This window comes from Streptomyces sp., from assembly GCF_019510245.1.
In the GTDB taxonomy this organism is placed as follows: domain Bacteria; phylum Actinomycetota; class Actinomycetes; order Streptomycetales; family Streptomycetaceae; genus Streptomyces.
Genome location: NZ_JAEKKT010000191.1, coordinates 24,584 through 46,945 on the forward strand (window position 1 = coordinate 24,584; position 22,362 = coordinate 46,945).

At 71.1% G+C, this 22,362-nt stretch carries 15 protein-coding genes and 2 pseudogenes; 8 read left to right on the forward strand and 9 right to left on the reverse strand.

From position 1 onward, the window contains the following. Positions 1-270: 270 nt before the first annotated feature. Both JF597_RS38600 and JF597_RS38605 read left to right on the forward strand, forming a co-directional pair. The gene (locus JF597_RS38600) at positions 271-1,743 is read left to right on the forward strand and encodes an APC family permease (RefSeq protein WP_294007076.1); all 1,473 of its coding nucleotides are present in this window, start codon (positions 271-273) and stop codon (positions 1,741-1,743) included. Positions 1,744-1,755: 12 nt separating this feature from the next. Then, positions 1,756-2,715 (forward strand): hypothetical protein, encoded by a 960-nt coding sequence (locus JF597_RS38605; protein WP_294007079.1) that lies wholly within the window; start codon positions 1,756-1,758, stop codon positions 2,713-2,715. Positions 2,716-2,817: 102 nt separating this feature from the next. Here JF597_RS38605 and JF597_RS38610 read toward each other — a convergent pair whose 3' ends face one another. From JF597_RS38610 to efeU, 3 genes are all read right to left on the reverse strand, one after another. Next, complete coding sequence (locus tag JF597_RS38610; RefSeq protein WP_294007082.1) at positions 2,818-3,981, reverse strand: HoxN/HupN/NixA family nickel/cobalt transporter; 1,164 nt, start codon at positions 3,979-3,981, stop codon at positions 2,818-2,820. A 139-nt stretch (positions 3,982-4,120) separates the two neighbouring features. Next, entirely contained in the window at positions 4,121-5,392 is a 1,272-nt protein-coding gene (gene efeB, locus JF597_RS38615; RefSeq protein ID WP_294007085.1) for an iron uptake transporter deferrochelatase/peroxidase subunit, read from the reverse strand. Positions 5,393-5,439: 47 nt separating this feature from the next. After that, positions 5,440-7,524 (reverse strand): iron uptake transporter permease EfeU, encoded by a 2,085-nt coding sequence (gene efeU, locus JF597_RS38620; RefSeq protein WP_294007088.1) that lies wholly within the window; start codon positions 7,522-7,524, stop codon positions 5,440-5,442. A 273-nt stretch (positions 7,525-7,797) separates the two neighbouring features. Between efeU and JF597_RS38625 the strand changes: the two genes are divergently transcribed. Further along, positions 7,798-8,481, forward strand: coding sequence for a phosphatase PAP2 family protein (locus tag JF597_RS38625; RefSeq protein ID WP_294007090.1), 684 nt, complete (start codon positions 7,798-7,800; stop codon positions 8,479-8,481). Between the two features lies 1 nt (position 8,482). Here the strand turns inward: JF597_RS38625 and prcB are convergent, their stop codons facing one another. Both prcB and JF597_RS38635 read right to left on the reverse strand, forming a co-directional pair. Next, the gene (gene prcB, locus JF597_RS38630; protein ID WP_294007093.1) at positions 8,483-9,337 is read right to left on the reverse strand and encodes a proteasome subunit beta; all 855 of its coding nucleotides are present in this window, start codon (positions 9,335-9,337) and stop codon (positions 8,483-8,485) included. Between the two features lie 73 nt (positions 9,338-9,410). Further along, positions 9,411-10,358, reverse strand: a complete 948-nt coding sequence (locus tag JF597_RS38635) for a lysylphosphatidylglycerol synthase domain-containing protein (protein ID WP_294007096.1) — start codon at positions 10,356-10,358, stop codon at positions 9,411-9,413. Positions 10,359-10,505: 147 nt separating this feature from the next. Between JF597_RS38635 and JF597_RS38640 the strand changes: the two genes are divergently transcribed. Next, a complete protein-coding gene (locus tag JF597_RS38640; protein WP_294007099.1) occupies positions 10,506-10,889 on the forward strand; it encodes a BlaI/MecI/CopY family transcriptional regulator in 384 nt (127 codons plus the stop codon). Continuing rightward, complete coding sequence (locus JF597_RS38645; RefSeq protein WP_294007102.1) at positions 10,886-11,770, forward strand: M56 family metallopeptidase; 885 nt, start codon at positions 10,886-10,888, stop codon at positions 11,768-11,770. The genes JF597_RS38640 and JF597_RS38645 overlap by 4 nt, the downstream gene beginning before the upstream one ends. A 297-nt stretch (positions 11,771-12,067) precedes the next feature. On the opposite strand, the gene JF597_RS38650 is transcribed toward JF597_RS38645, so the two are convergent. Next, the gene (locus JF597_RS38650) at positions 12,068-14,413 is read right to left on the reverse strand and encodes a glycosyl hydrolase family 65 protein (protein ID WP_294007105.1); all 2,346 of its coding nucleotides are present in this window, start codon (positions 14,411-14,413) and stop codon (positions 12,068-12,070) included. Then, entirely contained in the window at positions 14,410-15,144 is a 735-nt protein-coding gene (locus tag JF597_RS38655) for an HAD family phosphatase (RefSeq protein ID WP_294007108.1), read from the reverse strand. Before JF597_RS38655 ends, JF597_RS38650 begins: the two co-directional genes overlap by 4 nt. A 77-nt stretch (positions 15,145-15,221) precedes the next feature. Between JF597_RS38655 and JF597_RS38660 the strand changes: the two genes are divergently transcribed. Further along, positions 15,222-15,872 (forward strand): nucleoside/nucleotide kinase family protein, encoded by a 651-nt coding sequence (locus JF597_RS38660; protein WP_294007111.1) that lies wholly within the window; start codon positions 15,222-15,224, stop codon positions 15,870-15,872. Between the two features lie 452 nt (positions 15,873-16,324). Here JF597_RS38660 and JF597_RS38665 read toward each other — a convergent pair. Then, a pseudogene (locus JF597_RS38665) lies at positions 16,325-16,462 on the reverse strand (recombinase family protein); the annotation flags it as partial. A gap of 96 nt (positions 16,463-16,558) precedes the next feature. Between JF597_RS38665 and JF597_RS38670 the strand changes: the two are divergent. Further along, a complete protein-coding gene (locus tag JF597_RS38670; RefSeq protein WP_294007120.1) occupies positions 16,559-18,094 on the forward strand; it encodes an ISL3 family transposase in 1,536 nt (511 codons plus the stop codon). Between the two features lie 57 nt (positions 18,095-18,151). Then, a pseudogene (locus JF597_RS38675) lies at positions 18,152-19,338 on the forward strand (IS110 family transposase). 41 nt (positions 19,339-19,379) lie between these two features. Here JF597_RS38675 and JF597_RS38680 read toward each other — a convergent pair. Continuing rightward, on the reverse strand, positions 19,380-21,998 hold the full coding sequence (locus JF597_RS38680) for a hypothetical protein (RefSeq protein WP_294007114.1): 2,619 nt from the start codon (positions 21,996-21,998) through the stop codon (positions 19,380-19,382). Positions 21,999-22,362: the final 364 nt, after the last annotated feature.

The window sequence follows — 22,362 nt, forward strand, 5'->3', positions numbered from 1 at the left end:
TCCGGTGTGAGAGTTGTCGGCCCCAAGTGGCATATGTGATTACCGGTCGGTCAGCTTGAAAGGTCAAAGGGTGCCGCTATAGTCACACCCACACACGCGGTGTGACCGTTCGCCGACTCTGGGCATGCGGCCCTCACCAACCTTTCCTCCGACCGGTCCCCTGCCCGAGGCCACCCCTCAGCGGGCGTGGGGCGGGTCGTGCACCCCCCACCCGTACCGCCGCGGGTCTGCACTCCCGTGCGCCCTGCACGACCGGAAAGCAGCACAACCATGAGCAACATCAGGGGCAGAGGGCTCCAGGCCAACGCCCTCGGCACGTTCGACACCGTGGTGATGGCCGTCGCGGGCAGCGCACCGGCGTACTCGCTGGCCGCGACCACCGCGGTGCTGGTCGGGGCGGTGGGGCTGGCCAGTCCGGCCGCCCTGCTGTGGTGTGCGATACCGATGCTGGGCATCGCGCTCGCCTTCAGCTACCTGGGCCGCATCGACGTGAACGCGGGCGCGAGCTACTCCTGGGTGGGCCGCACGCTGCACCCGTTCCTCGGCTTCGTCAGCGGCTGGGCTCTGGTGGTGTCCGCGACCATCTTCATGGTGGCCGGCTCGCTGCCCGCCGGGTCGATGACCCTGTCCCTGTTCGACGCGGACCTCGCCGACAACGTGGCCCTGTCCACGGTGGTCGGCGCCGCCTGGTTCCTGATCATGCTGGCGGTGGTGCTCGGCGGCGCCCGGCTCACCGTGCGCGCCCAGCTGCTGATGTCCGGCATCGAGCTGGCGATCCTGCTGCTGTTCATGGTGCTGGCCCTCTTCCACACCGGCAACGCCCGCACCTTCGACTGGTCCTGGCTCGGCTTCTCCCACTTCGACGGCGTCTCCGGCTTCGCCTCGGGCGCACTGATCGCCGCGTTCTACTACTGGGGCTGGGACGTCACCAGCAACCTCAGCGAGGAGACCCGCAACTCCCGCCGCACCACGGGCCTCGCGGGCCTGATCGGCGTCGGCATCGTCTTCGCCCTCTTCGAGGTGTTCACCATCGCCGCGAACGTCATCCTCTCCTCGGACCAGATCGACGCGAACAAGGCCAACGTGCTGGGCGTGCTGGGCGAGGAGATCTGGCCGGGCTGGGGCGGCAAGCTGCTCATCGCCGCCGTGATGCTGTCCACCATCGCGACCCTGGAGACGACGCTCATCCAGGTCACCCGCTCGCTGTTCGCGATGGGCCGCGACCGTACGATGCCGACCGCGCTGGGCCGGGTGCACCGCACCTGGAACACCCCGCACGTGGCGATCGGCGCGGTCGGCGCGGTGGCGCTGACCCTGTTCATCGCCTCCAACGCACTGGGCTCGGTGGGCGAGATCCTCGATGACGCCATCAAGGCGATCGGCCTGCAGATCGCCGTCTACTACGGACTCGCGGGCCTCGCGGTGGTCGTGGCCTACCGCAAGATGCTCTTCAAGTCCGCCGGCAACTTCCTGCTCGGCGGGCTGTGGCCGCTGCTCGGCGCCGCGTTCATGTTCTGGATCTTCGTCGAGTCGCTGGGCGAGCTGAGCACCGCGGCGATCTCGATCGGCATCGGCGGTCTGGCCGTCGGCCTGATCCCGATGCTCTGGTACTGGAGGCAGGGCAGCGACTACTACCGGCCGGCCAAGCTGGACGCCACCCGTACCGTTGCGGCCGACTACGTCCCCGACGACCACGTCATCGTGCAGGCCAAGGCTTACCAAGGCCTCCCCACCGATTTCTGAGGTACGAGTCCGATGGCGCGCGACCGCTTCGCCCCCGACTTCGACCCGGACTGCGGGGACGAGTCCCTCACCTCGGCCCGTCAGGACATCGTCATCGGCCGCTGGCAGGGCCTCCGTGACCTGCTGCGGGCCACCGGCCCGGACTGGCTGGCCCGGGGGCACCGGGTCCGGCTGCTGGCGCAGGCCTGCGCGGGCAACTCGACGGCCGAGTCCTGGCTGGCCGCCGAGCCGCACGGCGCCGACGCGCTGGTGCTGCGGGCGGCGACCGAGACGGCCCGGGCCTTCACCCTGGCCGTCTCGGCGGGCCGGGGCGTCCCGATCGACCGGGCCAGGATCGACACCGCCGTGCTGGCCTGCCTGGCCGCCGCCGACGCCTACCCGCAGGACCCGACCCCCTGGGTCTCCCTGATCTCGGTGGCCCGGCTGTATCCGACCGGGGTGCGCCGGCAGGAACTCGCCCGCTGGTGGGACGAGTTGCACCGACGCGACCCCTACAACGTGGAGGGCCACCTCCAGGTGCTGCACTACTACTCCGCGCGCTGGCACGGTACGCACGGCCTGATGTACGACTTCGCCCGGGACGCGGCCGGGGTCGCCCCGCCGGGCTGCCCGCTGCCCGTCCTGGTGCAGTACGCCCGCGTCGAGGAGTTCCGGTACGCCCTGGACGCGGCGCAGGCGCAGCAGAACGCGGTCGCGCTCAGCCAGCACTGGAAGCACGACGGCGCGGTCAGCGACGTACGGCGCACCTGGGAGCGCTGGATCGCCCAGCGCGGCGAGGGCCCGGTCGCCCCGGGCGAGCTGCGTGACCTCAACCACCTGACGCACGCGGCCTGTCAGGCGGGCGTCACGGACCTCGCCGCGGAGCTGCTGCGGCTCCAGGGGCGGCGGGCGACGCGGACGCCGTGGTCGTTCACCGGGGACGCGGAGAAGCAGATCGTGAAATGGCGGGCGGATCTGAAGGTGCGGGGTTGATACGCCGTGTGTCGACTGCGGCGCCGTCGTAGCTGGTCGCGCAGTTCCTCCCCCGCCCTTCGGCCGGGGCTACCCCCAGCGCCCCTTCGGGGGCGGCGCTGCTCAGCCCTCGGTTTGTTCGGCGGGCCTCGGCGCGAGGCCCGTCGTCCACTTCTCCTCGATGCGGCCCGCCTTCCAGACCACCAGGGCGACGGCCCACGTGGCGAAGAACAGACCGACGATGACGAAGCCGACGGTGTTGAGGTCGAGGCCGGCCACCCAGTCCCAGAAGACGCCGTGCAGGTCCATCTTGTCGGCGAGCAGGCCGAGGAGTTCCACGGTGCCGATGATCAGGGCGACGGCCACGGACAGGCCGGTGATGGTGAGGTTGTAGTAGACCTTGCGGACCGGCTTGGAGAACGCCCACTCGTAGGCGAAGTTCATGAACGAGCCGTCGATGGTGTCCAGGAGTGACATCCCGGCCGCGAAGAGCACCGGCAGGGTGAGGATGGCGTACCAGGGCAGACCGGAGGCGGCGCCGGAGCCGGCGAGGACCAGCAGGGCGATCTCGGTGGCGGTGTCGAAGCCGAGGCCGAAGAGCAGCCCCAGCGGGTACATCTGCCAGGGCTTGCGGATCGAGCCGGTGACCCGGCCGAGGAAGCGGTTCATGAAGCCGCGGTTGTTGAGCTGGGTCTCCAGAGCGGCCTCGTCGTAGGCGCCGGAGCGCATCTGCCGGAAGACCTTCCAGATGCCGGCCAGGATGACGAGGTTGATGCCGGCGATGAGGTAGAGGAAGGTGCCGGAGACCGTCGTACCGATCAGGCTGGTGACGTCGTGCAGGTGCGAGTTGTCGTCCTGGACGGGTCCGGCCAGGGTCTTCATGCCGAGCGAGAGCAGCAGGGCCAGGCCGAAGACGATGCTGGAGTGACCGAGGGAGAACCAGAAGCCGACCGACAGCGGCCGCTGCCCCTCCCCCATCAGCTTGCGGGTGGTGTTGTCGATCGCCGCGATGTGGTCGGCGTCGAAGGCGTGCCGCATGCCCAGCGTGTACGCGGTCACGCCGATGCCTATGCCGAAGGACTCGGTGCCCACGCTGAAGTGCCGCGGCGCGATGATCCCGACCAGGGTCCCCCAGCCGATGACGTGCAGGGCCAGCACGAAGCCGGCCATCCCGCCGACCCTGATCCACTCCTGCCGTGTCATGGAGCCCCGGACACGGTGCCAGGCCGAGCGCTTGGTCTCGGCCTGGGCGGGGAGGGACGGAGCGGAACCAGGGGCGGCCGTCATCGGGAGGTGACATCCTTCGGTCGAGCGATGGGCAGCTGCCAGGGGCAGCCTTGTGCCATCCTCCCGTACTTGCACATCATTCGCAGCAAGGTCCGCGGCAGGCCTTTACCAAGAGAACGTCATGGAATGGCAAAGGCGGTCAGGCCGTCAGCAGTCCGTTCCCCAGCCAGTCCTTGGCGTTCCGCACGCCCGGCAGGGCGAAGAAGTAGCCCCCTCCGGTCGGGGAGATGTAGTCGACGAGCGGTTCGTCGATGAGCCGGGTCTGGGTGGCCTCGAACTGGCGCCGGACGTCCTGGTTGTAGCAGCAGAAGACCAGGCCCATGTCGAGGTTGCCGACACTGTCGATCCCCCGGTCGTAGTTGTAGCCGCGGCGCAGGATGCGGGTGCTGTCGGTCTTCGCGGTGCGGGGGTTGGCGAGCCGGATGTGGGCGTCCAGCGGGATGGCGTTGCCCTTCGGGTCCTTGGCGTAGTTCGGGATGTCGGTCTCCTTGGCGCCGTCCAGCGGGGCGCCGGTGTCCTTGCGGCGGCCGAACATCAGCTCCTGCTCGCTGAGCGAGACCCGGTCCCAGAACTCCACGAGCATCCGGATGATCCGGATGACCTGATAGCTGCCGCCCACCGCCCAGGCCGGCTCGCCCTGTCCCTCGCCGACCCAGATCAGCCGGTCGGTCTCGCGGGCCGAGGTGACGTCCGGGTTGGCGATGCCGTCCTTGAAACCGAGCAGGTTGCGCTGGGCGCCGGTGGGCCGCGGGGCGTTCTGGAAGCCGTCGATCCGCCACTTGATCTGCATGGCGCCCCGGGTGTGCTTGGCGATGTCGCGCAGGGCGTGCAGCACGGTGTCGGTGCTGTCGGCGCAGATCTGGAGCGAGAGGTCGCCATGGCATTCGGCGGCCCTCAGGTTGTCGTTGGGGAAGGTCCGCATCGGCGTCAGCCGGGCCGGCTTCGCCTTCGCCAGGCCGTACCGGTCGTCGAACAGCGAGGCGCCGACGCCGACGGTGACGGTGAGCGCGTCGGAGGGTACCTCGGGGCCGAGGATGCCGTTGTCGGCGGGCGGCGCGCCGACGCCGAGGTCGTCGGGGGTGCCGCCGGAGGTGAGGAAGCGGGCCCGCTCGGTGATCGTCTTCAGCAGGTCGGCCAGCTCCTGCCGGTTGCCGGCGATGACGTCCAGGGAGACGAAGGTGGCGGCGGCCGGGGCCGGGGTGAGGATGCCGGCCTGGTGGGCCCCGTGGAACGGGATCCTCGTGGTGCCGCTCGCGTCGGCGGCCCGGGCCTCGGCGGTGCCGCCCGCCTGGCTCAGCGCGAAGCCGCCGCCGGCCAGGACCGCGCCCGCGGCGCCGGCGCCCAGCGCCGTCCGCACGAAGGAGCGGCGGCCCGTGCCCATCGGGCAGGTCGGGGAGTCGGCAGCGGACATCGGAGGGTTCCCTTCGTCGTACGGGTGCGGGTGCCGTGCGGGGTTCATCAGGCGGACTTCCTGATCTCCAGGAGGTCCGGCACCGGGGCGAGGTCCTCCAGGAGCTGTCCGGTGGCGCCGGCGATCCGCTGCCGGGTGACGGTGTCGAGCTGCTCGACCGGGGTCCAGGTCGCGCCCCGGTGCTCGGCGTCCAGGAGCTGCTGCAGCCGGGCGATGTCCGCGTCGACGGCCGGCAGCAGCTTCGGTGCCCGGGTGGTCAGCAGCGGCCGCAGCACGGTGAGCAGCTCGCCGGTGCCCGCGAGGTTGGCGTTCGCGGTCGCGAGGTTGGTGCCGCTGCCCTCGTCGGTGTCGGCGGTCAGCTCGAACTGGAGGGTGTTCTCCAGGACCTCGTGAGCGCGCAGCGGCAGGTCGCCCGGGTCGAAGTCCTGGGTGGGGAAGGCCTTCTGCAGCCCGGCCGCGGCGTCCGCGAGCGCCTGTGCCGGAGCCTTCAGCTGCTCGGCCGTCTGCCCGTGCCACAGCCCGTACTCGACCCGGTGGAACCCGGCGAAGTCCTGGTCGGCCACCCCGCCCGGCAGGCCGTCGGCGCGGCCGTTGATCTTCTTGTCGTAGTCCTCGAATGTGCCGTAGGCGGCGCCGAGGGAGGAGTAGGTGAGGTGGGCGGTCAGCCAGTCCGTGCGGGCCTGGTCGAGGTGGTTGCCCGCGATGTCGGCGTCGAGGGTGCGGGTCTGGGCGACGAGGGTGGCCAGGCCCTGTTCGACGTAGGCCTTGTAGGCCGTGAGCGGTCCGGCGAGGTCGTTCTCGGAGACCGGTACGACCGCCCTGGCGCTGCCCGTGCCGCCGCTGACGGTGACCGACCCGGAGGTGACGGCCTTGCCGCCGGAGGGGACGCAGCGCCAGGCGTAGGTGCCGCGGGCGACCGTGGCGACCAGGTCGCGGGTGGTGCCGGGGGCGAGGCCCTCGACCTCGCCGTAGACCGCGTTGCTGCTCGGGTCGATCAGGTACACCTCGGCGGTCTTGCTGCCGGTGTTCTGCATCTGGAAGGTCTGCCGGCCCGGCTGGGGCGCGGTGAAGCCCTTGCCGCACTCGGTCTCGGAGACGGCGACGGTCTCGCCGCTCGCGGACCTGGGCCCGGCGAGGGCGACGACGAGCCCCGCGACGACGGCCGGAACGGCGACCACGGCGACGGGCACCACCCAGGCGGGACGGCGCCGCGGCTCCCTGGCGGGCCGCGGCTCGGCAACGGCCAGCTGCGGTGCGGACGTGGTGGCGGCCGGCTCCGGCGCGGTCGTGGCGCTGGCCGGCTTCGGTGCGGTGGCACGCGCTCCGCGCACTCCGCGCACGAACAGGGTCATCACCACGGCGAGGTAGCCGGCGTATCCGGTCACCTGGAGCCAGGTCATCGCCGGGGTGATGTTGAGGACGCCCTGGAGGAGGGTGCTGTACCAGGAGCCCGCGTCGATGTGGGCGCTGAGGTCGAAGGCGTACGCGGTGCTGCCCGCGAGGACGCCGCCCTCCTGAAGGTCGCGCAGCCCGTAGCCGAGGACGCCGGCGGCGATCACGACCAGGACGACGCCCGTGTAGGTGAAGAACCGTGTGAGGTTGATCTTCAGGACGCGCCGGTAGAGGCCCCAGCAGAGGCCGGCCGCCAGGACCAGGCCGATCCCGGCGCCGGTCAGGGGGCCGGCGGACTCGCCGGCCGCCCGGGCGGTGGTCCACAGGAACAGCGCGGTCTCCAGGCCCTCGCGGCCGACCGCGAGGAACGAGGTCAGGACCAGCACGCCCGAGCCCATGGCCAGGGCGCCGGTGACCTTCTCCTTGATCTCACCCGCGAGGCCGCGGGCCGAGCGGTGCATCCAGAAGACCATCGCGGTGACGAAGGCGACCGCGATCACGCTGAGGGTGCCGCCGAAGGCCTCCTGGGCGGTTGCGGAGAGGGAGGCGGCGGTGAAGGTGAGGACCGCGCCGAAGCTCATCGCCAGTGCGATCGCGGCCAGGACACCCGTCCACACCTGCGGCAGCCGGTTCCTGGCTCCGGCCCGCACCAGCGTGGCGACGAGGATCGAGACGATCAGCCCTGCCTCGAGACCCTCCCTCAGCCCGATCAGGAAACTTGGAAACGCGTCGTCCCACATCCGCCGCAGCCCTCCCCGGCAGGCCCGTCCCCGCCCCTTGGCTCGAACTTAGTGAAGGCATGCCTTACTCCGCCGACCATGATGACTACGCCCGTGTAGTCAGCCGGTCATGAACTGGCAATGGTGCGGCAAAAGCCACGACCGGACACGGCCGCGCACACCCGGGAACACTGGCAGGACAGCCATCGTCTACATTCGGGTAGACCGTCTACAGATTCGTAGTCACCACCCGTCGTTGCACCGCAGCACACCGGAAGGGCCGTCGTCGGCGTCATGGACCGCAGGAGGACCGCGGAGTTCGCGGGAAGCATCGCGCTCGGGGCCTGGGCGGCGTTCGCGGTGCTGGCCCTGGTCGTGACCGGCAGGCACGGCGCCCCGCTCGCCCCGGACCGCGCGCTGCTGGCCTGGTCCCTCGGGCATCGGACCGACGTGGTGGTGGCCGTCGCCCGGGGGGTCACCGCCACCGGCACCGGGGTCGTGCCGTACCTCCTGGTCGTGGCGGCCGGACTGGCCGTGGGCCGCACCCAGCGGCAGCGCCTGATCGCCGCGCTGCTCGGCGCCGGCTGCCTCGCCCTCGGCCAGGCGGTCCGGGGGGGCGTGATGGAGCTGGTCGCCCGGCCCCGGCCGCCGCAGGCCGACTGGCAGACACCGGCCTCCGGCTGGTCGTTCCCGTCCGGCCACACCACCACCGCCGCGCTCGCCGCCGGCCTGGTGATCCTCGCCATCTGGACGAGGGCCTCGCACGGCCGTACGCCGTGGTGCGCGGCCGTCGCCTGCTGGGGGCTCGCGGTGGGCGCCACCCGGGTGTTCCTCGGCGTGCACTGGTGCACCGACGTGATCGGCGGCTGGCTGTTCGCGGCCGGGTGGCTCGGGGTCTGCGCCTGTGTGGCGGCCCGGTGGGCCCCGGACCTGGGGACGCCCGACGACCTGCCGGAGAGACCGGTGGCCGCGCCCTGAGTCAGGGCGTGATGCCCGGCCCTTCCGGGCGGGTGCGGCGCCGGCCGACCATCTCCTGCGTCAGGTCCGCCGTCTCGGTCTCCGGCATCCGTTCGAAGCCGTCCTCGGTGATGACCGAGACCAGCGGGAAGATACGGCGGTTGAGGTCGGGGCCGCCGGTCGCCGAGTCGTCGTCGGCCGCGTCGTACAGCGCCTGGAGTGCGGCCAGGGCGGCCTCGCGCCGGGTGAGGCCCGGACGGTACAGCTTCTTCAGGGCGCCCCCGGCGTACGGCGAGCCGCTGCCCTCCGCATGGAAGGCGCGCTTCTCGTAGAGGCCGCCGGCGACGTCGAAGCCGAAGATGCGGCCGCGCTCCCCCTCCGGCGCCTTCGGGTCGTAACCGGCGAGCAGCGGGACGACGGCGAGGCCCTGCATGGCCTGGCCGAGGTTCTCGCGGATCATCGCGGCGAGCCGGCGGGCCTTGCCGTCGAGGGTCATGGGGGTGCCCTCGATCTTCTCGAAGTGGGTCAGCTCGACCTGGTAGAGCTTGACCATGTCGAGGGCGAGCCCGACGCTGCCGGCGAAGGCGACCGCCGTGTGGTCGTCCGCGGGGTGCACCTTCTCCAGGTCGCGCTGGGCGATGAGGTTGCCCATGGTGGCGCGGCGGTCGCCGGCGATCAGCACACCGTCGCGGTAGGCGAGGGCGAGGACGGTGGTGCCGTGCGGGAAAGCGTCGGGCGCGGCCACCGTGCCGGGCGGCAGCGGGCTGCGGGTGGGCAGCAGTGCGGGCCGGTGGGTGGCGAGGAAGCGGGCGAAGGACGAGGTCCCCGGCGTGAAGAACTCCTCACCCAGCCGGCCCTCCGTCTCGTTCGCTGTCATACCGGTCCCCCTCCTGTCGGCCGACGACACCGGACTCCTACCTGATGCGGGCCGCCGGGAAACGCCCGCCCGGTCACAGCGCCCGTCGCCGGACCAGCAGCCCGAGCACCAGCAGGCCCGGCAGCAGCGGCAGCCACATGGTCAGCAGCCGGTAACCGAGCACTGCGGAGGCGGCCGCGGTGGCCGGGGTCCCGGCGGCGGTGAGGGCGAACGCCAGCGCAGCGTCGAGGGAGCCGAGGCCGCCCGGGGTCGGCAGCAGGGCGGCGGCGCCGCTGGCGGCGAGGTAGAGGAGCGCCACCCGGGCCGGAGGCAGCGGCAGGCCGACCGCCCGGGTGACGGCGAAGAGCACCAGCGCGTGCAGCCCGGCGAAGGCCAGCGAGCCGCCCCACAGTGCGGCCGCGCGGACCGGGCGTGCGTGCAGGGCGCGGATGTCGGCGGCCACCGTGGCCACCGCGCCCCGGCAGCGGGACCACACCCGGGCCCGGAGCAGCACCACGCCCAGGGCGGCCGCGGCCGCCGTGGCGAGGACCACGGCCCCGGACACGTGCGGGATGCGCAGCAGCCCCGGGCACGCGGGAGCGAGCACGGCGATCAGCGCCAGCCGGACCACGGCACCGGAGGCCGCCTTGACCGCGAGGGCCGACGCACCTCGGCCCGCCGTGATCCCGCAGCGCATCAGGAACCGCAGGTTCACCGCGCCCGCGCCGAGCCCGGCGGGCAGCACGTGGTTGGCGGCGGACGCGGCGAACTGGGCGGCGACCAGCCGCCCGCCGGGCAGCCGCCGCGTGACCGCGCCCTGCTGGGCGAGGGCGGAGGACACCCAGGTCCCGGCCGCCGCCACGGCCGCCACCAGCAGCCACCCCTGGTCGGCAGCGGCGAGCCGGGCCGCTCCGTGCGCCACGACCGGCCAGTGCCGCCGGAGCAGCCAGCCCGCGCCGAGCAGCAGCACCAGGCAGGCACCGCTCTGCCAGTAGAGTCCCCGGCGGCCCAGGACGGGCGTGGCATTCGCGTTCGGGACCATCGAGGCACCCACCCCTGCTTCCCCTGCGGTGCGCAGGACCCTCTGCGGACTCAGGGACAAACACTGACAAACTAACCACGCGGAGAGGCGTAGGCAGCGCGGGTATGTCCATACGAACGGCGGCACTACGCGCTGTAAGGTTGTGCCATGGCTGGCACAGGGTCCCGCGGCAGGACGGAGCGGCGCAGCGCCGGAGAGCTGGAGAGCGAGGTCCTGGCGGCCCTGTGGGCGACCGAACGGCCGTTGACCCCGGCCGAGATCCAGACCGAGATCGGCGGCGGACTCGCGTACAACACCGTGCACACGATCCTGAAGCGGTTGTACGACAAGGGCCTGGTGCTGCGGGACGCCGACGGGCGGCGCGGGGCGTACCGGCCGGCGAAGAACGCGGCCGAGCTGACCGCCGAGGCGATGCACGAGGCCCTGGACCGGGGTCCGGACCCGATCGCGGCGCTGCAGCAGTTCGTGTCCGGGCTCAGCCCGGAGGAGGAGCGGGCGCTTCGGAACCTGTTCGCCGGAGGCGGCGCATGAGGTTCGACGTCTACACCCCGCTGCTGGTCTCCCTGCTGCTGCCCCTGGTCAGTCCGGTGATCGGCCGCCGGGTCGCGCCGGCGCTGGCGGCGCGCGTGCTCGCGTCCGCCGCCGTGCTGACCGCCGCCGCGGCCACCTGGTCCCTGGTCCTGCTGACGACGGCCCTGCTGGGCGACGCCCCGCCGGTGGTCCGGGAGGCCCACGAGGACGGGCGCCCGCTGGCCGACCCGGTGCCCGAGGTGATCGGCGTCGCCGCCTGCCTGGCGCTGCTCGTGGTGGTCTGGCGGGTGCAGCGGGCGGTGCGGGCCGAGCGGCACACCCGGCGTGCGCTGCGGCGGCTGTGCGAGGGGCATCCGCGGGACACCGAGCTGGTGGTGGCGGCCTGCGAGGTGCCGCGGGCGTTCGCGATCCCGGGGCGGCCGGGCCGCATCCTGGTCACCTCGGCGATGCTGGGCGCGCTGGCACCGGCGGAGCGGCGGGTGCTGCTGGCCCACGAACGCGCCCACCTGCGGCACCGGCACGGCCGCCTGGTGACGGCGGTGACGCTCGCCGCGGCGGCCAACCCGCTGCTCGGGCCGGTCCGTTCGGCCGTGACCTTCCTGGTGGAGCGGTGGGCGGACGAGCGGGCGGCGACCGAGGTCGGGGACCGCGGCACCACCGCCCGGGCGCTGGCCCGGGCGGCGCTCAGCGCGCGGCCGGGCTGCGCCCTGAACTTCGCCGACCGCGCGGTGACCCGCCGGATCGCGGCGCTGCAGACGGCTCCACCGCCCTCACTGTGGCCGGCCGCCGCGGCCGTCCTCGCGCTCGGCGTCGGAGCCGCCCTTCTCGCCGCGGACGCGACGGACGACCTCCTACGCCTGCTGTCCAACGCCCTGACGTGAAGCGCCCCGTAAGGGGCGCTGGGGGTACCCCCGGCCGAAGCTGGGGGAGGAACTGCGCGATCAGCCACATCGGACCGGCACTCCGGAACGCATCCGCACCCCTGCGGCGCGGTCCCGGAAGAGCTCCGCCGGAAGTGCCGCGATCCGCGATCGGTCGTCCGCGCCACCGTCGTGGCTGGTCGCGCAGTTCCCCGCGCCCCTGACGGGGCGCTGCCGCTCGGGTCGGCCGAGCCTGACGGGGCGCTGCTGCTCGGGTCGGCCGAGCCTGACGGGGCGCTGCTGCTCGGGTCGGCCGAGTCAGCTCGGGCGGGTGGGCGCCCTGTGCAGCGGCTGCCCCGGGGTCGGTCCCGGGCGTACCGGCGGCACCGCCCGCACCGCCGGGCTCTCCGTGCCCACCGTCACCGGCTCCCCGTGGTGGTACACCGTCAGTGGCGGGCCGTCCAGCAGGGTGTACGTCGCCTTGTCCGCGCCGATCTCCACCCGCAGCCTGCTGCCGCGCAGTTGCAGGCTGAAGGCGAGCCGGCGCAGCCGCTCGGGCAGTCGGGGGGCGAAGCGGGCCCCGTCGTCGTAGTGGCGCAGCCCGCCGAAGCCGGCCACCAGGGCCATCCAGGTGCCGGCGAGGGAGGCGATGTGCAGTCCGTCGCGGGTGTTGTGCTCCAGGTCGTCGAGGTCCATCAGCGCGGCTTCCGCCGTGTAGGCGTGGGCGAGCGCGAGGTGCCCGGCCTGGGCGGCGACGACGGCCTGGCAGCAGGCCGACAGCGAGGAGTCGCGGACGGTCAGCGGCTCGTAGTAGGCGAAGTTGCGGGCGATGTGCTCCTCGTCGAAGTACGCCTCGCAGGTGTACATGGCCAGCACCAGGTCCGCCTGTTTGACGACCTGTTTGCGGTACAGGTCGAAGTAGGGGAAGTTCAGCAGCAGCGGGTACTGCTCGGGCCGGGTGTTCTCGAAGTCCCAGCGCTGGTAGCGGGTGAACCCGGCGTGCTGTTCGTGGACACCGAGCTCGTGGTTGTAGGGGATGTGCACGGACTCGGCGGCGTCCCGCCAGGCGGCGCTCTCCTCCGCGTCGACGCCCAGCTCCGCCGCCTGCCTCGGGTGGCGTTCGACGGCGTCGGCGGCGGCGAGCAGGTTCGCCCTGGCCATCAGGTTGGTGTACGTGTTGTCGTCGGCGACCGCGCTGTACTCGTCGGGGCCGGTGACGCCGTCGATGTGGAAGGCGCCGCGGCTGTCGTGGTGCCCGAGCGAGCGCCACAGGCGGGCGGTCTCCACGAGCAGTTCGACGCCGGTGTCCCGTTCGAAGTCGGTGTCGCCGGTGGCGGCGACGTAGCGGACCACGGCGTCGGCGACGTCGGCGTTGACGTGGAAGGCGGCGGTGCCGGCCGGCCAGTAGGCCGAGCCCTCCGGTCCCGCGATGGTCCGCCAGGGGAACGCGGCCCCGTCCAGACCGAGCTGGGCGGCGCGTTCGCGGGCGGCGGGCAGGGTGCTGTGCCGCCAGCGCAGCGCCTCGGCGACGGCGCCGGGGGCGGTGTGGGTGAGGACGGGCAGCACGAACATCTCGGTGTCCCAGAAGGCGTGCCCGTCGTACCCGGAGCCGGTGAGGCCCTTGGCGGGTATCGCCCGCTGTTCGGCGCGGGCGCCGGCCTGCAGGACGTGGAAGAGGGCGAAGCGGACGGCCTGCTGGACCTCCTCGTCGCCGTCCACCTCCACGTCGGCACGGGACCAGAAGTCGTCCAGGTAGCCGCACTGCTCGTCGGTGAGGCCCTGCCAGCCCTCGTGGGCGGCGGCCGCGAGGGCCGCGTCCACCTGGTCGGCCATGGCGGGCAGCGAACGCACCCCCGACCAGCCGTGCGCGACGAACTTCTCCACCCGCAGCCGCTGCCCCGGCTCCAGGACGGAGGTGACCGTCAGCCGGGCCACGTCCACGCCGCTCTCGGCGCGCGCCGTGGTCCGCTCGGGACCGGAGACGGTGTGGTCGGCGGCGACCGCGACCCGCAGCCCGCTGCGCCGGGTACGGTGGACCAGGCGCAGCCGGTGCCCGGAGGCGAAGTCGTCCTCCTGCTCCAGCGGCGACTGCAGCGCGAGCGCCGCACGGGGGTCGCCGTTCGACTCGGGCAGTTGCTCGTTGGCGACCAGCTCGGACTGGACCACGATCCGGCATCGGCGGTCGACGGCCTCCACCTCGTAGGCGACGGCGGCGATCGCCCGCTGGGTCAGCGAGACCAGCCGGGTCGAGCGCACCCGCACGGTGGAGCCGGCCGGCGAGGTCCACTCGCAGGTCCGCTCCAGAATGCCCCGGCGCAGGTCCAGCACCCGCTCGTGGGCGACGAGCCGGCCGTAGCGCAGGTCGAAGGGCTCGTCGTCGACCAGCAGCCGCAGGATCTTGCCGTTGGTGACGTTGATGACGGTCTGCCCGGACTCCGGGTAGCCGTAGCCGGCCTCGGCGTACGGCAGCGGGTGGACCTCGTGCACGCCGTTGAGGTAGCTGCCCGGCAGTCCGTGCGGTTCGCCCTCGTCGAGGTTGCCGCGCCAGCCCACATGCCCGTTGGACAGCGCGAACACCGACTCGCTCTGCGCGAGCACGTCCAGGTTGAGCGCGGTCTCGCGGACCGTCCAGGGTTCGACGGCGTACGCCCGTTGGGTGATCACTCCTTGCCTCCCAGCTCGGCGAGGTCCTTGACGACCGTGTCCGCGCCGTGTGCGTACAGGGCGTCCGTCTGCCCGACGCGGTCCACGCCGACGACGTACCCGAAACGGCCCGCCCTCCCCGCGTCCATGCCCGCCAGGGCGTCCTCGAAGACGGCGGCACCGGCCGGTTCGACCCCCAGGTCGTGGGCGGCGGCCAGGAAGGTGTCCGGGTGCGGCTTGCCGGGCAGCCGGCGCTCGGCGGCCACGACGCCGTCGATGCGGACGTCGAAGAAGTGCTCGGCGCCGATCGAGCGCAGTACGTCACGGCAGTTGGCGCTGGAGGAGACGATCGCGGTGCGCAGCCCGTGGGCGCGGACCGCCTCCAGGTAACGCAGGGTGCCGTCGTAGGCCTCGACGCCCTGGGTGCGGATCTTCTCCAGCAGCAGTTCGTTCTTGCGGTTGCCGAGACCGTGCACCGTCGGGGCGTCCGGTGGGTCGTCCGGGGTGCCGTCGGGCAGGTGGATGCCGCGGGAGTCGAGGAAGGCGCGGACCCCGTCGGCGCGGGGGCGTCCGTCGACGTACTCGTCGTAGTCGGCGGCCGCGTCGAAGGGCCGCTGTCCGTCGTGGCCGCGCAGGAAGGCGTCGAAGGTCTCCTTCCAGGCCGCCGCGTGCACGACGGCCGTCTTGGTGACGACCCCGTCGAGGTCGAAGAGACAGGCCTGGATGGTGTCGGGCAGACCGAGTGCAGTCATGTCCCGCATCTTCCCCACCGGACGGGTTCGAGGGGGTGGCGCCCGCCACATTCCGGGCCGGGTGCCACACTTTTTGCGTGCCGCTGACTTTCGACGACCTCCTCGACCGCGCCCGTGCACTGGCCGCACGGGCTCCGCGCGCGATCCTCGGCATCGCGGGCAGCCCCGGCGCCGGCAAGACGACCCTCGCCGAGCATCTGGTGCGGGAGCTGAACGGCACCGGTGCGCCGTGGGCCGCGCACGTGCCGATGGACGGCTTCCACCTGGCCGACGTCGAGCTGGACCGGCTCGGGCTCAGGGACCGCAAGGGGGCGCCCGCGACCTTCGACGCGGCGGGTTACGCGGCGCTGCTGCGGCGGTTGCGCGAGGAGAGGGACGTCGTGGTGTACGCGCCGGGCTTCGAGCGGGTCCTGGAGCAGCCGATCGCGGGGGCGGTCCCCGTCCTGCCCACGGCCCGCCTGGTGGTGACGGAGGGCAACTACCTGCTGCTGACGGACGGTTCGTGGGCACGGGTGCGGCCGGCCCTGGACGAGGTGTGGTTCTGCGAGATCGACGAGACCGAGCGGATACGGCGGCTCGTCGCCCGGCACGAGGAGTTCGGCAAGGGACACGATGAGGCGGCGGCCTGGGTGGCGGCCACCGACCAGCTCAACGCCGACCTCGTCGCGTCCACCCGCGCCCGAGCCGACCTGGTAATCCCGGAGACGGCGCTGCCCGGCGCCCCCTAAGGGGCGCTGGGGATACCCCTGGCGGAAGGCCGGGGGAGGAACTGCGCGACCAGCCACGACGCCGCCGCAGCCGAACGCCGACCTGGTCGCCACCACCCGGGACCAGGCGGACCGGGTGGTCCCGGAGACAGCACTGGGCAGCGCCCCGTAAGGGGTTTTGTTAACGAGTGGCGAACCAAGTGACAAGTAACCCTCCGATAGCTTTCAGGGCTTCGCCGCAGCGGTCTTCTTCGGCTGGCGGGGCACGGTCTTGGTCTTGTCGAGGTGTCCGTAGACCGTGGAACGGGGCACGTTGAACATGTCGGCGATCTGCTGGACGGTCTTCTCCCGGGGTAGAGCTGCTGGGCGACCTCCGCCTGGTCTGCCGTGAGCTTGGGCCGGCGCCCGCCTACCCGGCCGCGGGCCCGCGCGGAGGCGAGCCCGTCGTTCGTGTTCGCCACGATCAGCTCTCTCTGGAGCTCCGCGAGCACGCTGAGCATCCCGAACGTGGCTCGGCCTTCCATGGTGGAGGTGTCGATGCCCTGCTCGATGACGTGCAGCCTGATCCCGCGCTCGCGCAGTTCGGCGCCGAGGGTCACCAGGTGCAGCACGGAGCGGGAGAGCCGGTCGAGCCGGGTGAGGGTCTGTGTAGCGAACGGGCCTGTCTCACATTCGGTGGTGACGCAGAGTGGTGAGGTGTCGTTGGTATCCGTGTGAAGGATGTCAACGAGCTTGTGCAGACGGTGTTTTCGGGGCTGTCCCCACTGGTCATCGAGGATGTGGTCGACGAGGGCGAGCGAGTCGTGGTGCGGGCGCGGACTCCGCAGGACACTGCGGCCTGTCCGGTGTGTGGGGCCTCGTCGGGGCGGGTGCACGGTTATCACTGGCGGACGGTGGCTGACGTGCCGGTCGACGAACGGCGGGTGGTGGTCCGTGTGCGGGTGCGACGTCTGGTGTGCCCCACCCGCGGCTGCCGACATACCTTCCGCGAGCAGGTGCCCGGAGTCCTGGACCGATACCAGCGGCGTACGATCCGCCTGACCAGGCAAGTCAAGGCGGCGGTCAAGGAGTTGGCGGGCCGGGCAGGGGCGCGTTTGCTGGCGATACTCGCGGCGGGCGTCTCGCGTCACACGGCTCTGCGCGCCCTCCTGCGGATCCCGTTGCCCACCGGGCGGGTGCCCCGCGTGATCGGCGTCGACGACTTCGCTCTGCGCCGGCGCCACCGCTACGCCACAGTGATCATCGATGCGGAGACGCATGAGCGGATCGACGTGCTGCCCGACCGCACGGCCGATACCCTGGAGGCGTGGCTGCGCGAGCATTCGGGCATCGAGGTCGTATGCCGGGACGGCTCCGCGACCTATGCCGAGGCCATCCGCCGCGCCCTGCCTGACGCGGTGCAAGTCGGTGATCGGTGGCATCTGTGGCACAACCTGTGCGAAGCCGCTCTGAGCGAGGTCAAGGCACACAGCGCCTGCTGGGCCACCGTACTGGACGCGCCGATCTACGACGGGCCCCGCGCTCAGACCACCCTGGAGCGCTGGCACCAGGTCCATGGCCTGATCGACCAGGGCGTGGGCCTGCTCGAATGCGCCCGCCGCCTGCAACTGGCCCTGAACACCGTCAAACGGTACGCTGACCGGCCCGAGCGCATGCTCCGCGTCCCCAAGTACCGTGCCAGCCTGGTCGATCCCTACCGCGAGCACCTGCGCAAACGCCGGACCGAAGATCCCGGCGTCCCCGTCCTGCACCTCTTCGAAGAGATCAAAGCCCTCGGCTTCACGGGCTGTCTGAATCTTCTGTACAAGTACATCAACCAAGGCCGCGCGGACGCCGACCGCAGCCACATCTCGCCACGTCGACTCGCCCGGATGCTGCTGACCAGGCCCGACAACCTCAAAGCCGAGCAGCACGAGCTCCTGGCCAAACTCACCGCCGCCTGCCCCGAGATGACCCAACTGGCAGCGGGTATCCGGGACTTCGCCCCGCTCCTTACGCCACACACCGACAATCCCGATGCGCTCACACGCTGGATCGCCCGAGTCCGAACAGCCGACCTGCCCCACCTCCACGCCTTCACCCAGGGCCTGGACCGGGACATCGACGCCGTGATCGCCGCACTCATGCTTCCCTACAGCAACGGCCCGACCAAGGGCGTCAACACCAAGACCAAACAGATCGCACGCCAGATGCACGGACGAGCAAGCTTCACCCTGCTCCGGCATCGCATCCTCCTCGGATAGCCGCACGCTCCGTCACCACCGAATGTGAGACAGGGCCGCTCACCGTACAGACCCGAAATAGGCGTCTTCCTGGGCCTGGATGTCGGAAAGAGTGCTCACCACGGACACGGGCTCACCCCGGCCGGCAAGAAGGTCTTCGACAAGCAGCTGCCCAACACCGAACCGAAGCTGAGACAGGTCTTTGACAAGCTCCGCGAGACGTTCGGCACCGTCCTGGTCGTCGTGGACCAGCCCGCCTCGATCGGAGCGTTGCCTCTGACGGTCGCCCGCGACACGGGCTGCAAGGTTGCCTACACCTGCCCGGCCTGTCGATGCGGCGGATCGCCGACCTCTACCCAGGTGAGGCGAAGACCGACGCCCGCGACGCGGCCGTCATCGCGGACGCCGCCCGCACCGTGCCGCACACCCTGCGCTCGCTGGAACTGACCGACGAGATCACCGCCGAGCTCACCGTCCTCGTCGGCTTCGACCAGGACCTGGCGGCCGAGGCCACCCGCACCAGCAACCGGATCCGGGGCCTGCTCACCCAGTTCCACCCGTCCCTGGAACGGGTCCTCGGCCCGCGCCTGGACCACCAGGCCATCACCTGGCTGCTGGAACGCTACGGATCCCCGGCCGCGCTGCGAAAGGCCGGACGCCGCAGGCTGGTCGAGGTAATCCGGCCCAAGGCCCCGCGCATGGCGACACGGCTGATCGACGACATCTTCGAGGCACTCGACGAGCAGACCGTCGTGGTCCCGGGCACCGGCACCCTCGACATCGTGATCCCCTCGCTGGCCCGCTCGCTCGGCACCGTGCACGAACAAAGATGGGCGGCAGAAGCCCAGATCACAGCCCTGCTGGAGGACCACCCTCTTTCGAAGGTCCTGACGTCGCTGCCCGGCGTCGGCGTCAGGACCGCCGCCACGCTGCTGGTCACCGTCGGCGACGGCACCAGCTTCCCCACCGCCGCCCACCTCGCTTCCTATGCCGGCCTCACCCCGACCACGAAATCGTCGGGGACCTCGATCCACGGCGAACACGCGCCCAGAGGCGCCAACCGGCAGCTCAAACGCGCGATGTTCCTGTCCGCGCTCGCCGCCCTGCACGACCCCGCCTCCCGCACCTACTACGACAAATGCCGAGCCCGCGGGAAGACCCACACCCAGGCACTTCTCCGCCTCGCCCGACAACGGATCAACGTGCTGTTCGCAATGCTCCGCGACGGCACCTTCTACGAACCCCGAACCCCACGCCTCGCTTGACCAAAGACATAGAGGCACCCCCCCGGCCCCCGGCACCGAAGCTACCCTCGCCTCGCCCACACTCCTGCCTGCCCGCTGTCACGGGAACTACCGCCACGCCTCACCTGCGCCGCAACCCCCTCACCTCCCATCACCTGACCCCCACCGTTACCAGCCCCCACACCGCCCCCGCCCCCGCCCTCAGCGTCCGCGTCCGCGTCCGCGTCCGCGTCCATGCTCTCACCAGCCTCCGACGACTCCCCGCCCCCATCGTCCACGTCCATCCTCTCACCACCCCACAGGAACTCGCCCGCCTCCGGACCCGCCACTCCACCCTCCATACCACCGACCAGATCCAACCCCCCAAACGCGAACAACCCACCCCCCAACTCCACACCCCCCACAGCCGGAAGCCTCCCGAACTGCCCACCAAAAATTTCGGAATTCCCCTCCCCCCACCCACCCGACAGAAAACCCCCCTCCACCCCAGCAGTCCCCCCGCCGAACACCCTACCGACCACGGCAAGCCCATCCGACGCAGCAGACCCACCGACCGCATCCGCAGGCGGCAATACCACCCCCAACCCCGACGCCGCGGCAACCCAACCAGCCACACCAGCCGGCTCACTGAGCACCGCCAAACCGTTGTCCGTCAACTCCAACCCGCGACTCAAGAGCTTATTGATCTGCAGCTCTCTCAGGTTTTCACGAACAGTCGGATGTGCAAGATTGAGGGCGTCGCCGATCTCAGGGATTCTCGGCAGCCGACGTTTCTGCTGCGTCAACTCGTGGCGGGCCGTGAGGACCCGCAACTGCGTGCCGGTGAGCCTTCGCTTGAGCCGCGCCGCAGGCGACACACCAGACACACCCACCGCGTCCGTGGGCTCCATGGTCATTTTTTGACCCAGCTCGGTCAACGCCAACTCGCGCGGCAAATACTCGCGGCGCAGCAAGCCCATGAGCTCCAAGGACTGCGTGTGGTAATGCACACTACTTCTGGGCATACCGTCAACGGCCTTGCAGACCTCGTCGCGCGTTGGCAGTCGGCCTAGGTCTTGTCCCAAGTCCCAGACTTTTTGGAGCACTTGACGCTGCCCGTCATTGGGCTCCGACCTGTCGTCCCCGGTATCTGAAGATCCGCTCGGCAGAGGCGACCCGGTCGACCCGCCGGGCTCACCCGCCGCATCCCTGGGCCGTCCGATCACCACCCAGCCCTCCTTGGACAACCCCAGCACAAACCGAAGCTGCTGATCGCCAGTCAGGTAGCCCTTGCTCCGTAGCCCCTTCACTCTGTGCGCCGCAAAGCGCCAGTCTCTATCGACGGCCTTGCCGATCTCCTCGTCCGTCGGCGCCTCGCCCAGCCGATGCGTCAAGTCCCGGATGGTCTGAAGCACCTCGCCATCCTCGAGGATGCGTCCTGCGCCGACCCCCTGCGACCCGCCAACCTCACCGGCTGCGCCCGCAACTTGCCGGAACGCCTCCCGGCCGTCTGCGGTCAACCTATACCCCCGATTTTTCTTGCTGTAGGTGAGGAGCTCCTTGCTCTTCAGTCTTTGCGCCGTGGGATTCACCCGCTGGCCGTCATTCCAATTGAGTCTCTTGGCGACCGCCGCCTCCAGAGGCGGTTCGTCGTGTGGCTCCGGCGCCAGTTCTCCGATGGTCTGCAGCACCTCGCGTTGGTTGCCAGTGAGCTTGACGACTCGGCCATTCAGAAGCCTGAGCACTATCAAGCCCCCGGCCCCTGCGGCGTTTGGCTGGTCGGACTGCCCACCGGCGCCCGGCCCAACAGTGACGAGCTGACCCGCCGGTACCCTGTCCGACACCGCGGTCTCGCCGACCACATCCGCAGGCGGCAACACCACCTCCACGCCCTCCGAAGCCACATCCAGCCCCAACACATCCTGCCCACCCCACAGGAACTCGCTCATCTCCGGGCCCGCCACTCCACCCTCCATACCCTCCATGCCACCGACCAGATCCAACCCCCCAAACCCGAACAACCCACCCCCCAACTCCACACCCCCCACAGCCGGAAGGCTCCCGAACTGCCCACCAGTACGGCCCGAGCCAACGAGCCCGTCCGCCGGCTGCCCGCCCCCCGCCAAACCCCCCTCACCAGCCAGCCCACCAACAACCCCATCCCCACCAGCACCCCCACCCACAGGCAACCTAAACATCTCCCGGCCCCTGGTGGTCAGATCATGCCTTCCATTCACCTCGCCGGTCAGCAATTTCTTATTCATCTTAGGTCCCAGTCTAAACGCCATCCTGGCCACCCTTTTGTTGTTCCATTTATCGTCGTTGGTTTCCTCCTTGAGCATGGTGGCGGCCTGCTCTGTCGTCGGCCCACGGCCCTCCCGCTCTGTAAACTTCGCAACGGCCTCGAGAAAAACCTTCTCCAGGCGGCCGACTCTGACGATCTCGCCGACCGGGGGGCCGGACGGCAACCCAAACATCTTCCGACCCAAGTTTGACAGATCATGCACTCCGTGCACCCCGCCGGTCAACAATTTCTTATTCATCTTGGGTCCCAGTTGACACGCCACGCTGGTCACCCTTTTGTTGTTCCAATTCTTGTCGTTGGTTTCCTCCTTGAGCATGGTGGCGGCCTGCTCTGTCGTCGGCCCACGGCCCTCCCGCTCTGTAAACTTCGCAACGGCCTCGAGCAGTTCGCGCTCCAAGGGGGGGAGTGTGTCGATCCCGCCAGCCGGGGGCCCGGACGGCCCAGCAGCCCCACCGGCCGCATCCGCCGACCGCAACACCACCCCCCCGTTCTCCGAGCCCGCACCCACCTCCTCCCGCGCACCCTGCCCACCCCGCAGAAACTCCTCCGACCAATCTGGCAGCCCATCCCTCGCACCCTCCACGCCCTCCATACCACCGACCTGACCGACGTCCTCAAACGCCGACAACCCACCCCCCAACTCCACACCCCCCACAGCCGGAAGCCCCCACAACTGCCCACCAACAACCCCGGAACTCCCCTCCCCCGCACCGGAAAGCCGATCCCACAAGAAACCCTCCACCCCCCCCACAGCCTCCCCA

Bases quoted from the DNA above. Each gene is read 5' to 3' on its own strand.
- efeU (WP_294007088.1), bottom strand. From the start codon at position 7,524: ATGTGGGACGACGCGTTTCCAAGTTTCCTGATCGGGCTGAGGGAGGGT.
- JF597_RS38635 (WP_294007096.1), bottom strand. From the start codon at position 10,358: ATGGTCCCGAACGCGAATGCCACGCCCGTCCTGGGCCGCCGGGGACTC.
- JF597_RS38605 (WP_294007079.1), top strand. From the start codon at position 1,756: ATGGCGCGCGACCGCTTCGCCCCCGACTTCGACCCGGACTGCGGGGAC.
- efeB (WP_294007085.1), bottom strand. From the start codon at position 5,392: ATGTCCGCTGCCGACTCCCCGACCTGCCCGATGGGCACGGGCCGCCGC.
- JF597_RS38610 (WP_294007082.1), bottom strand. From the start codon at position 3,981: ATGACGGCCGCCCCTGGTTCCGCTCCGTCCCTCCCCGCCCAGGCCGAG.
- JF597_RS38655 (WP_294007108.1), bottom strand. From the start codon at position 15,144: ATGACTGCACTCGGTCTGCCCGACACCATCCAGGCCTGTCTCTTCGAC.
- prcB (WP_294007093.1), bottom strand. From the start codon at position 9,337: ATGACAGCGAACGAGACGGAGGGCCGGCTGGGTGAGGAGTTCTTCACG.
- JF597_RS38645 (WP_294007102.1), top strand. From the start codon at position 10,886: ATGAGGTTCGACGTCTACACCCCGCTGCTGGTCTCCCTGCTGCTGCCC.
- JF597_RS38625 (WP_294007090.1), top strand. From the start codon at position 7,798: ATGGACCGCAGGAGGACCGCGGAGTTCGCGGGAAGCATCGCGCTCGGG.
- JF597_RS38640 (WP_294007099.1), top strand. From the start codon at position 10,506: ATGGCTGGCACAGGGTCCCGCGGCAGGACGGAGCGGCGCAGCGCCGGA.
- JF597_RS38600 (WP_294007076.1), top strand. From the start codon at position 271: ATGAGCAACATCAGGGGCAGAGGGCTCCAGGCCAACGCCCTCGGCACG.